Source organism: Moritella sp. 36 (assembly GCF_018219415.1).
GTDB lineage: Bacteria > Pseudomonadota > Gammaproteobacteria > Enterobacterales > Moritellaceae > Moritella.
Genome location: NZ_CP056120.1, coordinates 2373515 through 2386483, shown reverse-complemented (window position 1 = coordinate 2386483; position 12969 = coordinate 2373515). Strand labels below are relative to the sequence as shown.

General features: G+C 38.9%; 10 protein-coding genes. 5 read left to right on the top strand and 5 right to left on the bottom strand.

The genetic code is table 11. The features are described from left to right. Nucleotides 1-16: 16 nt before the first annotated feature. The 5 genes from HWV03_RS10740 (at nucleotide 17) to cydC (ending at nucleotide 6537) form a co-directional block, all read left to right on the top strand. The gene (locus HWV03_RS10740) at nucleotides 17-1606 is read left to right on the top strand and encodes a cytochrome ubiquinol oxidase subunit I (protein WP_211679697.1); all 1590 of its coding nucleotides are present in this window, start codon (nucleotides 17-19) and stop codon (nucleotides 1604-1606) included. Nucleotides 1607-1617: 11 nt separating this feature from the next. Continuing rightward, nucleotides 1618-2757, top strand: a complete 1140-nt coding sequence (gene cydB, locus HWV03_RS10735; RefSeq protein WP_211679695.1) for a cytochrome d ubiquinol oxidase subunit II — start codon at nucleotides 1618-1620, stop codon at nucleotides 2755-2757. 10 nt (nucleotides 2758-2767) lie between these two features. After that, the gene (gene cydX / locus HWV03_RS10730) at nucleotides 2768-2902 is read left to right on the top strand and encodes a cytochrome bd-I oxidase subunit CydX (RefSeq protein WP_211679693.1); all 135 of its coding nucleotides are present in this window, start codon (nucleotides 2768-2770) and stop codon (nucleotides 2900-2902) included. Nucleotides 2903-3025: 123 nt separating this feature from the next. Continuing rightward, nucleotides 3026-4777 (top strand): thiol reductant ABC exporter subunit CydD, encoded by a 1752-nt coding sequence (cydD, locus tag HWV03_RS10725; protein ID WP_211679691.1) that lies wholly within the window; start codon nucleotides 3026-3028, stop codon nucleotides 4775-4777. After that, a complete protein-coding gene (gene cydC, locus HWV03_RS10720) occupies nucleotides 4774-6537 on the top strand; it encodes a thiol reductant ABC exporter subunit CydC (protein WP_211679689.1) in 1764 nt (587 codons plus the stop codon). The genes cydD and cydC overlap by 4 nt, the downstream gene beginning before the upstream one ends. Nucleotides 6538-6618: 81 nt before the next feature. Here the strand turns inward: cydC and HWV03_RS10715 are convergent, their stop codons facing one another. The 5 genes from HWV03_RS10715 to HWV03_RS10695 all read right to left on the bottom strand — a co-directional run bounded on the left by HWV03_RS10715 (nucleotide 6619) and on the right by HWV03_RS10695 (nucleotide 12716). Then, on the bottom strand, nucleotides 6619-7104 hold the full coding sequence (locus HWV03_RS10715) for a DUF1499 domain-containing protein (RefSeq protein WP_211679688.1): 486 nt from the start codon (nucleotides 7102-7104) through the stop codon (nucleotides 6619-6621). 125 nt (nucleotides 7105-7229) lie between these two features. Then, nucleotides 7230-9527, bottom strand: a complete 2298-nt coding sequence (locus HWV03_RS10710; RefSeq protein WP_211679687.1) for a GumC family protein — start codon at nucleotides 9525-9527, stop codon at nucleotides 7230-7232. Beyond that, entirely contained in the window at nucleotides 9527-10042 is a 516-nt protein-coding gene (locus HWV03_RS10705; protein WP_211679686.1) for a polysaccharide biosynthesis/export family protein, read from the bottom strand. Before HWV03_RS10705 ends, HWV03_RS10710 begins: the two co-directional genes overlap by 1 nt. Before the next feature lie 11 nt (nucleotides 10043-10053). Next, entirely contained in the window at nucleotides 10054-11262 is a 1209-nt protein-coding gene (locus tag HWV03_RS10700; RefSeq protein WP_211679685.1) for an outer membrane beta-barrel protein, read from the bottom strand. A 59-nt stretch (nucleotides 11263-11321) separates the two neighbouring features. Beyond that, nucleotides 11322-12716, bottom strand: coding sequence for an undecaprenyl-phosphate glucose phosphotransferase (locus HWV03_RS10695; protein ID WP_211679684.1), 1395 nt, complete (start codon nucleotides 12714-12716; stop codon nucleotides 11322-11324). Nucleotides 12717-12969 lie beyond the last annotated feature (253 nt).

Below are 12969 nucleotides of genomic sequence, written 5' to 3'. Positions count from 1 at the left end.
GAGGGGTATTACAACAATGATTAATGAAACCTTAGTAGAGTTTTCTCGTTGGCAATTCGCCATCACAGCTCTATTCCACTTCCTTTTTGTACCATTAACAATCGGTATGACTTGGATCCTGTTTATCATGGAAGCGGTATACGTGATGACAGGACGTATTATCTACCGTGATATGACTAAATTCTGGGGTAAACTCTTTGCTATTAACTTCGCGATCGGGGTCGCGACGGGTTTAACAATGGAGTTTGAATTCGGTACCAACTGGTCATATTACTCTCATTATGTAGGTGATGTCTTCGGTGCACCGCTAGCGATCGAAGGTTTGATGGCCTTCTTCCTCGAATCTACCTTTGTTGGCATGTTCTTACTCGGTTGGGATAGATTAAGTAAGCGACAGCATTTAGCTGCTACTTTCTTAATGGCAATCGGTACTAACCTATCTGCAATGTGGATCCTTGTTGCGAACGGTTGGATGCAAAACCCTATAGGAAGCGAATTTAACTACGCAACCATGCGTATGGAAATGGTTAGTTTTTCTGAACTTGTTTTCAACCCTGTTGCACAAGTTAAATTCATTCACACTGTCGCGGCTGGTTATGTAGCTGGCGCTATGTTTGTAATGAGTATCAGTAGTTACTACTTGCTTAAAGGGCGCGACGTTGCATTTGCAAAACGTTCATTCTCTGTAGCCTGTGGTTTCGGTGTTGCAGCCATCTGCTCAGTGTTGTTACTGGGTGATGAATCTGGTTATGAAGTCGGTGAAGTGCAGCGTGTGAAGCTTGCCGCCATTGAGGCAGAGTTCCATACTGAACCCGCACCTGCCGCGTTTACGTTAGTTGGTTTACCCAATGAAGAAACGATGGAAACAGATTACGCGATCAAGATTCCTTATGCGCTCGGTATTATCGCAACACGTTCTTTAGACGGTCAAGTGACAGGTATCAGTGATCTTAAAAAAGAACATGAAGCACGTATCCGTGAAGGTATGATCGCTTATGACTACTTACAAAAGCTGCGTGGTGGTGAAGAAACGCCTGAAAACATTGCCCGTTTTAATGAGTACAAAGACGACTTAGGCTATGGTCTATTGTTAAAACGTTACTCTGAGAATGTCATTGACGCAACTGAAGAACAAATTCAGATGGCCGTTGAAGATTCTATCCCACCTGTTGCGCCAATATTTTGGGCATTCCGCATGATGGTTGGTAGTGGCGTTGTTATGTTTGGCCTATTCATCTTAGCCTTCTACTTTAACGCACGTCGTCAAATTGAGCAGAAGCGTTGGTTATTAAAAGCAATTCTATTTGCCCTACCATTACCTTGGATTGCAATTGAAACAGGCTGGTTCGTTGCCGAAGTAGGTCGTCAACCTTGGGCTATCAGTGAGATTTTACCAACGTTCATGGCGACTTCAAGCCACGAAGCAAGTTCAGTACTCTTTACGATGATTTCATTCATTGCTGTTTATGCCATTTTGTTCGTTATTGAAATGTGGTTAATGATCAAGTTTGCGAAAATTGGTCCAAGCGCGCTACACACTGGCCGTTACCATTTCGAAAAAGAACAGCAACAAGCATCACCACAATTACGTCAAGACAAATACTAAGGGCTTAGATTATGTTTGATTATGAAAGCTTAAAACTTATCTGGTGGTTAATCATCGGTGTTTTACTCATCGGTTTTGCAGTGACCGATGGGATGGATATGGGCGTGGGTGGCTTACTGCCCTTCGTTGCAAAAGATGATACTGAACGCCGTGTTGTGATCAATACGATTGCCGCTCACTGGGACGGTAACCAAGTATGGTTGATTACTGTGGGAGCGTCGTTATTCGCGGCATGGCCAATGGTATATGCGACCGCATTTAGTGGTTTCTATTTTGCCATGATGCTAACACTTTTCTGCTTATTCTTACGCCCACTTGGCTTTGATTATCGCAGTAAGATTGATTCACCAAAATGGCGCTATAACTGGGATAAAGCCTTATTCGTTGGCAGCATGGTCCCGACATTAGTGTTCGGTATTGCGTTTGGTAATTTATTGCAAGGTGTACCATTTAACTTTGATGAATTTATGCGTGTTACGTATACAGGTTCATTCTTTGCTTTATTCAACCCGTTTGCGCTACTTAGTGGTGTAGTCAGTGTTTCTATGGTGTTGATGCACGGTGGAACTTGGTTATCAATGCGTACAGATGAACATGTTGCCGCTCGTTCAGCAAAAGCTGCACAGATATTTGCAGCTGTACTTGTTGTTAGCTTTAGCCTTGCAGGTCTAATGATTGCCACTTCAATTGATGGTTTTATCATTCAAAGCACGATAGACCCATCTGCCCTTGCACAGCCAACAACAAAAGTTGTAACAACAGTAACTGGCGCTTGGTTAAATAACTTTAATGCATATCCTGTACTTTGGTTATTACCAACAACCGGTATTGTTATGGCTATTGTCGCGGGCTTACTTGCACGCTTCAAGCCGGGTGGCCTAGCGTTTACTGCAAGTGCATTATCAATTGCCGGTGTAATTTTCACTATGGGTGTATCTATGTTCCCATTTGTTATGCCTTCAAGTAGCACACCAAATCACAGCTTAACATTATGGGATGCGGTATCGAGTGAAGGTACGTTAAACTTAATGTTGATGGTTGTTGCAGTATTCTTACCTATTATTCTTTGTTACACCATCTGGTGCTATAGCAAGATGTGGAGAACGGTAACTCGTTCAGAAATTGAAAATAATAATCATTCATCTTATTAAGGAGTAAACCATGTGGTATTTCAGTTGGATTCTAGGTGTTTTGCTGGCTGTTTCGCTCGGTATCATTAATGTAATGTGGTACGAAATGGAACAACACACGGATAACATCGCAAAAGATCAGGACGATAAAAAGAATAAAAAGTAACTAAGCATAATTAAAGTTATAAAAAGTAAGGATTAAGCTCTGCGCCCAAGGACGGGCGTCTGTTTCTAAACCTCCAATTTCAGGGTCTATTCTTTCAATATTCCTCCAATTTCAGGCTACCCAATGACAGAATCAGTAAAAACAGATTACACACAAAAAGAACTTCTAACTTGGCTAAAAAGCCAGCGACCCCACGCCCAAGGTCGTTTAAGCAGAGCGATTGCATTAGGCTCGTTGAATGGCATATTAATGATCGTTCAAATGGCTATTTTAGCTGGTATCATCAACGAAATTATATTCTCAAACAAAGCTATCGCAGAAATAAAACCATTATTATTTGGCTTAGTTGCCATCATCATTATTCGTACTATATTCGGCTATATCAGTGAGCGATACAGTCGCCATGCAGCCATGCTAATCAAAGTGTCAATTAGACAACAGTTGTTGCAGCACTTGTTCGCAATGGGTCCCGCAAAAACACAAACTATCGGCAGCGCTAAAATAGCCCAACTGCTGCATCAAGGTGTTGACTCACTCGAAGATTACTTCTCCGGTTACTTACCTATTGTCGCTTATTGTTCGGTGATCCCAAGCGCTATTTTATTTGCCGTATTCCCGATGGATTGGCGTTCTGGTTTAGTCTTAATGTTAACAGCACCAATGGTACCGATGTTTATGATCATCATTGGCCATAAAGCGCATGATTTAAACCAAAAACATTGGACTAAACTACTGCGCATGAGCAGCCATTTTCTTGATATTATTCAAGGGCTGACTCAGCTTAAAATATTCAACGCATCGCGCCAAGAAATGGCTGCAGTAAAAACCATTAGTGAAGACTATGGTAACCAAACCATGGGGATCTTAAAGGTCGCCTTTCTTTCTTCATTCATGTTAGAGTTTTTGGCCTCTATTGCCATTGCGCTTGTTGCTGTGATCTTAGGTTTTAGACTTTATTATGGTGGTGTTGATTATTTATTAGCGCTGTGGGTATTGTTACTGGCCCCGGAATTCTATTTACCATTTAGACAATTAGGTACTCAGTATCACGCCAAAATGGCGGGGGTTACCGCAGCCCAAGATATGCTACAAATTCTCAGTACACCAATTAAAGAAAACCAAACTGAAACGCAGTTTAAAGCACCTTTCGATATCACCTTAGCAGATGTTAACTTCACCTACTCGGGTCGTAAAAACACGCTTAAAAATATTAACTTAACACTATCTAATCACGGTTTATATGCTGTTATTGGCGAAAGTGGCGCGGGTAAGTCAACGCTGATCGATACCATCTTAGGTTTTAATACCCCTGATAGTGGTTCAATGACGATCAACGGTACTAAACACACATCCGCAGAGCGTGATGCTTGGTTAAATCATTGTGGTTGGATCGCACAACAAGGCCACGTTTTCTACGGCAGTCTTGGTTTCAATATTGCGTTAACAGAAGACTATGACGACGCTAAAATACAACAAGTATTAACCAGTGTCGGCCTTGCTGATTTCGTATCGCAATTAAAAGACGGGTTAAATACCCATGTTGGTGAAGGTGGTGTTGGTATTTCTGGTGGTCAATCTCAACGGTTAGCATTAGCACGCGCATTTTACCACCAGCCGGATGTACTCATTCTTGATGAGCCAAGCAGCCATTTAGATAAAGATACGGAACAAATTGTCAGTGATAGCATCGCTGAATATGCAAAACAGCATTTGGTTATTGTTATTGCCCATCGTTTACATACCGTGATTGACGCGAAACAGATCATTGTATTAGAACAAGGTCAAATTATCGAACAAGGTAGCCACACAGAATTACTTGAGCTAAATGGCAGCTATGCAAATACTGTTAACATCGATATGGAGATAAGCGTATGAATCCATTAGTTAGATTAATGAGACTCCTTAAACCACAACTCCCTTTAATGTTACTTGGTACCTTCTTATCTATTATTACCGTGATGGCTAATATTGGCTTACTCGCGATTTCCGGTTGGTTCATTACTATCATGGCCATTGCAGGACTGTCTGGTGTAACAGCTAACTATTTCACGCCTGCCGCCATTATCCGTTTTTTAGCCATCGTACGTACAGCAGGTCGATATGCTGAACGTTTGTTAACTCACCGTGCAACATTTAATACTCTTGCTGCATTACGTTACTATTTTTATACACGCTTAGAGCCTTTATTGCCCTACTACCGTGTTAACTTTAAGTCAGCAGATATCCTTGCTCGTTTGCAGCAAGACATCGATGAACTTGATAACTTTTACTTAAGAGTGTTACTACCGGCATTACTTGCTATTTGTAGTATTCCACTTGTTGGCTTAGGGGTGAGTTTTATTTCATCCGATCTCGCGTTTGTTATTGTCGGTGCATTAATTCTTGTCGGTTTTGTTTTACCAATATTCATTTTATTATTAAGTAAAAAACGCGCACAACAACAAGCAAAACTTTCGAGTGAGCTAAAAGTTGAATTAGTCGACGGCATGGCATCAATGCGTGAATTATTGGTTTATCAAATATCACTGCAATATCAAAAGTCGATTCATCGTGTGTCTGGAAACTATCACCGCGCTGAATTACATTTACACCGCCTGCATGCATTAGCCACTGCTTTAACATTTTTAGCCATTAATACAACCGTGTTGGCAAGTATATATCTACTCGTACCTCTGGTACAAACTGGCGATTTAAAACCGGAATTTGTTGCCAGCGCTGCGTTACTTATTCTAGTCTGTTTCGAAACAGTCATTAATATGCCCCTCGCCTGCCAGATTTTACCTAAAGTGCATGACAGTGCCGCTCGCTTGTTCGAGATTATTGATAAACCTATCCCCGATTTAGGTGGTGATAGATTAGTAACAACAGGTCCAATTAAGTTTAATGATTTGAGTTTCACTTATCCTGATGGCCATGACTGTGTATTAAAAGATATTGACCTTACCATTCAACAAGGTGAGAAAGTTGCGATTATCGGTGCCAGTGGTGCGGGTAAATCAACCTTAGTAAATCTATTAATGGGATTCTGGCCTGTTCCCCCATCGAACAATACACCAAATTCAGATATGGTCAGTAAGTTAAAGCCTGGTATCACCATTAATGACATTGACTTAAATGAGTTGAATACAGAATCATTACGTGAACACATTGCATTAATGAGCCAAAACAGCCATCTTTTTCATGCAACGATTGGGGATAACCTTCGCTTAGCAAACCCGAAAGTAACAGAATCACAAATGCGTGGTGTATGTCAGGTTGTGGGGTTAATCGATTTTATTGATGAACTAGAAAATGGGTTTAGCACTTGGTTAGGAGAAACAGGTTCTGGTTTATCCGGTGGTCAAAAGCAACGTTTATGTTTAGCGCAAGTGTTATTACGAAATGCAAAGGTACTCGTTCTCGATGAGCCAACCAAAGGACTTGATCGTCATAGTGAAAGAACAATCATAACAAGCCTATTTGAGCAGCTTGAGCAATCACGACAAAGTTTACTTCTAATCACGCACAAACCATTAATGTTACAAAAAATGGATAAAATCATCGTTATGGATGCAGGGACGATCGTTGCACAAGGGGATCATAAAACCTTAATGGAAACCAATGATTATTACCGAAAACTGCTAAATTACTTCTAAGCACAGTTCATTAATATGTTATAGCAACAACCTATTAATCAAACAAAAATGGGTAATACAATTAAATGTATTACCCATTAATCAAATTGGCTTAGGCGCCTCACTGACTAACCCTCTATCATTCAACGTCTTATATAAATCATCAACACGCTGCTTATTTACACCAAAGTCTGACTTACCTAATCGCGATGCTGACCTAACCGCAATGATGCCATCTTTTAAACGAAGATGAAGTTCAAAGTCATCGACAAATCGCATTAAAGTACTCGTACTTTCGACATAAATATAATCGGTCGTTTCTATCATAATTTCCATATTGTGTTGCGCTTGTAAATAGACTTTAATTTCAGACCAAACCCGCTCAGCGTTCACTTCTAATTTGAAAGCTGGCACATAATGACTTTCGTCTAGACTGTCACTTGATACGCAATTCGGTGATTCAGGGCAAGCAGCCAACTTTGAGTTAACAACACCAAGGTTATCAGGCGGAGTGCCTGAACAAGCGGCCAGTAATACACTCCAAGTCAGGACGAATGTAGAACGAGTGAACATGCGAGAGGTGAACATTTTAATCCTTGTAGACTAATTTATAATTTACACCATTTAACCATAAATTGAATAAACAGCAAACACGTCATATTTATCCAAGTGCTTGCTGTAAATATTAACTCACTGATTAAGATTGGGATAAACTATGACTTAGTCGGTTTTTCTGCATAATCATTATCACTGTAATAACCGTAATAATATTCAGAATCAGCAACACCATCGGTATTAACGTGGTTCATCACAATCCCGACTAAATTGGCGTCTACTTTAGCAAGACGACGAATGCCGTTTTGCACTAATCTTACTCGTGTCGCTTCGCTTTTAATGACATAAATAATCGCGTCTGTGTGTAAAGATATAATCAATGAATCACTGACAGCTTGAATCGGTGGCGTATCAATAACTATCCGATCATAAGATTGTCTGAGGCTTTCCAATAATTGCTTAAAACGTTTTGAGGATAGTAATTCTTGCGCATTCTTCGGTGTTGGGCCGCACGTCATTACATGAACACCCGAGGCTGGATCCACGGTAATACAATCAGATAAATTAGCATTACCCGTTATCACTTGTGCAAGTCCAGGTTTATCTTTTGGAATACGAAAGTTCTTTGCCAAACTTGGTTTACGCATATCAGCATCTATCAGTACTGTTTTTTCGATCTGAGCTAACGAGAACGCAATATTTGTCGCGGTTGTAGACTTACCTTCATTAGGTTGAGATGAAATGATCCCAATCACTTGATTAACCCGCAGACCCTGTGCAAGTAGGAAACTCGTGCGTAATGTCCGCACTGATTCAGAAAACTGGCGGCCATCGTCATTAAAAAAATAATGTAAATCTAAATCTTGATTTCGTTTTCTAGCAACCTTGGGTAATACACCTAACACAGGTAGTCCAAGCTTAGTTTCTATATCTCCCACAGAGTTGAAGTTGTCGGTAAAATATTCTTTAATGAGTAAATAAGTGATATGTAATAATACCGTTAATATAAATACAATAATAACTACTATTTTAGTACTTAACGTAACCGGTTTATTTGGTGCTTTAGCTCTGTCAGTAAAACGTGCTACAGCTGCATTAAAATCACTCGTTAGCGCCGTTTCTTTAGAGCGTTCTAGAAACGTATTATATAATTTCCGGTTACTTTCTACGTCTCGCACTAACTTTTGATATTCATTATCTTTACCGATAACATCTTGAAATTGATTCTGAATATTACTGTATTGCCTTTCTAATGCCGAAACATTACTTTTCTTGGTTTTTAGTTCTCTCTCCAAACCTCTTACTAATTTAGAAATTTGTGTTGTCAGATGCTTGTTCACCGTATAGAGCTCTGATTTTGCTGCAATAAGATCGGGATGCTTACTACCATAAATTTGTGATAATTCCGAAACTTTTAATTTAGCTTTTACCTTTAAACTTTTGATACTTTGAATGACCGGGTGTGATGTAATCTCTGGTATTGACTCTAATCTCTCCAGGTTTTTAACCCCAAATTCATTAATCGCACGAACAATACTCCGTAGCTGATTCACCTCATTCTTAGCTTCAACTAATTGATAAGACGTTTGCTCAAGTTCATTACTCACTAAACCGGTTAATCCTCGTCCACCTCGATCTTGTAAATCAATGATATTTTCATCTTTACGATATGCTTGTAATAGCGTTTCAGATTTATCAAGACTCTGGCGTAAACCCTCAAGTCTTTTTGTTAACCAGTGAGCTGCATTTTTATTAATAGATGATTTTATCTCAAGGTCTTGTGCTATATACGCCTCGCCGACAGCATTGGCAATCATTGCAGCAAGTGCGGGATCTTCACTCTCAAATGAAAGCTTAACAAGCTGTGTTTTTCTAATTGGCGTCACGGTTAAACGTTTTGAAAACTGCCTTAAACGCGAAATTTTCACTTGTTGACTTTCAAGTTCTTGATTACCTATATCTGTCGCTGATTGTGGTACGCCACTGATATAACCCGCACCAATGTTCTCCGCAAATTCACTATCAATATTCATAATAAATGATTTAAGCAGAGGTGAAGCATCAAGAATATACGCGACGGCTATATCACGCCAACTCTCACGTTTTTGAAATGATGGTTGCTGTTGTAAATTTAAGCGGTCAAATACAGTTTCCGCAATTGATCCCGATTTAAGAATCTCAAACTGAGTTAGATAATACTCTTTTCTATTTGAATCAAGACCTTGCACTGAATCAAACGAAACAGCTTGCGCTTGATTTGCTTCGATTAATAACGTGGCAGAAGCGCGGTATAGCGGTTGTTCTTTTGATAAATACAACGCGGCACAGAGAGAGACAAAGACAGACAGTAAAAGAATTCGCCATTTATAGCGCTGGATAACATGCCAATGTGGTGAAGGTAGCACAATGTCTTTATTGACCGACGATTTATTGAGACTCTGTTCAAGTTTATCCATTAGAAAAACCTTTGCTTAATCAAAATGGTATCACCAGCATTAACTTTATACGTTAAGCTTGCGTTTATTTGCGTGTTTTTATTCTTTTCTTTAAATAAATATATTTTTTGTTTTGATGCGCGTTCAGTTAGTCCGCCAGCCAACGCTATCGCTTGGTTTACCGTTAAACCAGGCTGATATGAATAACCTCCAGGTTTATTAACTTCACCGTGTATATAAAAAGGTCGGTACTCAACGACATGAACATAAACATTTGGATTAACGAGGTAATCTCCTTTCAAACCGTTATAAATCAATTGTTCAACTTGCTTAACCGTTAGACCTGTTACCTTTATTTCGCCAAAAAACGGATAATTAATTTGACCACTATTACTCAGTAACGTCTCTACCGTCAGATTTTTTTGTCCGAAAACTTTAATTTCGACCTTATCACCAGGCCCTAAAATATAAGATCCCTTTGCCAATACAGGTGTTTGTATTAAGAGCAATAATATACAAAAAAAGATACTTTTCATTACACTGTCCTTTAAAGCGTCAATGTTAAACTAGCGCCGACAACATTTTTATCATATTCAAATATCGTATTTGTTGAAGTATTTCTATCCCAAAGTCCAAATAGGGTGATGGCAATATTATCGGTAAAGTCATAGTTAAATTTAATCTTGTAACCGTCCGTATCATCAACTCGAGATATACCACTGTAATCGTCTGTGAATTTATAAACCCCTACAGATGAATAAAAATACGATGTCCAGTTATGCTTCCAATCAAGCTTGTACTTTGTTTCAAGCACATAATCTCCATCAACATCAGGGTCTTTCGTTGTTTGAGACGTTGACAACGTAATTTTTGAATAAGTCAGCGGACGCCAAACACCACCAATATTCCAGCTAAAACCCGTAAAGTCTTTACGGCCTTTATCATCAAATTCTTTTGCTTGTCCACCCAATTTAATGAACCCATGGACGACGGAAGATGCTTTCCACTGCATACCTAACAATGCAGTATATACATCGGAATCGCGATTTAGATCCCCAGGTTTGTTATAATCATAACCAATAGTTTCGGCATTTATTTCAATAAATACATCGGTATGTGCTCTTGTAGAATAGAAAAATATTGAGCCCAATAACAATGAGTCGTGATTACTTCTTCGGGTAATAGTTTCAAAGTTAGAATATTCTTTTTCGTAAAATTTTGCGTTAAATGCAAGGCGCCCTTTTGTTTGCAAGGCGCCATATTCATATTTTGCAGACAGCGTCTTTTTACCATATGTAATAGGTTCGTTAGTTAATTCATAATTCAGCTCTGTCAAACCACTGCCGCGCGGTTCCGCTAACCATTCAGCTTTAAGGTTTATGTCTAGACGGTGCGTGTCACTGGGTTCTAAATGCACATTAAAACCCAACAATCCGTCCATATAATTATCAGCAGAGCTTGCTTCATAGATACCTTTTTCAGCTTTAGCATCAAGGCTAAAGTAATTAATACCATCATCAAGTTTTAAATTTATCATCGGAATAACTGTGATGATAGAGCTACTTGTGCCGTTATTTTGTTGCTTATAAATATTATCATCTTCTACAATACTCACTTCCAATGACGGTTTTACAAATAGCCCACCATCAGTAATGTATGTATCTTGGGTGTATGCAACAGCCCCTCCACTCAACAAAACTAAGCCTAAGCCTAAGCCTAAGCCTAAGCAATAGTAGTTATCTTTGAATGCTTTCATTCTGGCTCACCTCGTAGGTTGATATACCGAGTTTTGTTCATACTTTACCTCTCAAATAGCTAATATGTGTTCTCGCTTTTTAAGCAGGTCAATACAGTTAAAAGCATAATTTTGAAATCAAACCAAATTGACCATTGCAAAATATAATAAAGATCAAACTCAATACGTTTCTGCATTTTATCTAATGTATCAGTTTCCCCTCGCCACCCACTGACTTGGGCCCAACCGGTAATACCAGGTTTAACATGATGTCTTAACATGTAAAATTGAATGAGTTTACGATATTCTTCATTGTGTGATACAGCATGAGGCCGAGGGCCAACAACTGACATGTCTCCCATCAGTACATTAAAGAATTGCGGGATCTCATCAAGGGAACTGCGACGTAAAAAACCACCGAAAGGGGTAACACGTTTATCGCCTCTTGTTGCCTGTGTTAGCTTCCCGTCAGATTCCATTACTGACATACTTCTGAATTTGTATACAGTAATTTTGTCACCGTGTAGTCCATAACGACTTTGCTTGAACAATACTGGACCAGGGGATGTAAACTTTAACGTTATTGCGATAGCAAGATACACAGGGGAAAGTACTATTATGGCGATTAGACTTACTAAAATATCTTCAAATCGTTTTAACCAAACTTTGGCACCTAAATAAGGGGATTCAAAAATACTTAGCGCATCAACTTTACCAATATGGGTAACACGGCCATGCATAACATCAGAGAGCATAAATGCGGGTAAAACATAAACATCGACAGTTGTGTCTGATAATAAGTTAATAATTTCTGCGATACGTTTCTCGGCTGAAATAGGTAAAGCAATGAACAAAACGTCAATTGAGCCATTTTTAGCTTCAAAAATACCCGCAGAGATACTACTCACTACCGTCATGCCTTTAGGTAAACGTTCTGCGTTTCTATCATCAAAGAAACCCACAAAATCAAACCCAAGTTCATCACAATGACGGATCTCATGATATAAATTAGCCCCTGTTGACGTTGCCCCTAATATAGCCATTTTTCGTAAGTTTATGCCCAATTTACAGCGTACAACAGACCATTGATACTTCAATACTCGCCACGTAAAACAACACAAAAATGCCACAAAGTACCAGACATTTAAGACATAACTCGGAAACTCAAAGGATGCTTCCAGCCATGTACCAATACCAAACAATATTAAAAATGAAGATATAAACACAGCAACGACAGTCATCAGGACTGCAATAAACCTGCCTACACGCCATGATTGATATAAATTAAGCGCTTCTGCAATATATAAAAAAACGACGGCAGTCGTTAACGCTATAATTATATATTCTTGTGTCATTCGAAGGTTATAGCTGTGAATTACAATAAAAAAAGAAAACGTAACACAACTTAAATCTAAGAAGCGATAAACAAAAGAATAATTGGCAGTACTTACCTTAAATGTATTAATAGGTTTCAAAATACGATTCCTTAACAAATTTAAAGTAGTCACATTTTGAAAATGAACTACCGAGCTAAATAAATAATTCGCTCATCCAATGAATATGTCATTGATAATCCATTAATTATTTTCTTCAATGAAGATAGTAGCATTAAGTTTAAAATACTAATTAAGCATCTCACTAAATATAGCAGCGATTTTTTTTATGGCAGTAGCATATATCACTTTTTAGAAGAATATATGTAACATCAGCAGCCTGGGTGCAGCATAA

What these genes read in the sequence shown, in the direction of transcription:
- cydC (WP_211679689.1), top strand. Translation starts at nt 4,774, where the DNA reads ATGAATCCATTAGTTAGATTAATGAGACTCCTTAAACCACAACTCCCT.
- HWV03_RS10740 (WP_211679697.1), top strand. Translation starts at nt 17, where the DNA reads ATGATTAATGAAACCTTAGTAGAGTTTTCTCGTTGGCAATTCGCCATC.
- HWV03_RS10710 (WP_211679687.1), bottom strand. Translation starts at nt 9,527, where the DNA reads ATGGATAAACTTGAACAGAGTCTCAATAAATCGTCGGTCAATAAAGAC.
- cydD (WP_211679691.1), top strand. Translation starts at nt 3,026, where the DNA reads ATGACAGAATCAGTAAAAACAGATTACACACAAAAAGAACTTCTAACT.
- HWV03_RS10715 (WP_211679688.1), bottom strand. Translation starts at nt 7,104, where the DNA reads ATGTTCACCTCTCGCATGTTCACTCGTTCTACATTCGTCCTGACTTGG.
- cydX (WP_211679693.1), top strand. Translation starts at nt 2,768, where the DNA reads ATGTGGTATTTCAGTTGGATTCTAGGTGTTTTGCTGGCTGTTTCGCTC.
- HWV03_RS10700 (WP_211679685.1), bottom strand. Translation starts at nt 11,262, where the DNA reads ATGAAAGCATTCAAAGATAACTACTATTGCTTAGGCTTAGGCTTAGGC.
- cydB (WP_211679695.1), top strand. Translation starts at nt 1,618, where the DNA reads ATGTTTGATTATGAAAGCTTAAAACTTATCTGGTGGTTAATCATCGGT.
- HWV03_RS10705 (WP_211679686.1), bottom strand. Translation starts at nt 10,042, where the DNA reads ATGAAAAGTATCTTTTTTTGTATATTATTGCTCTTAATACAAACACCT.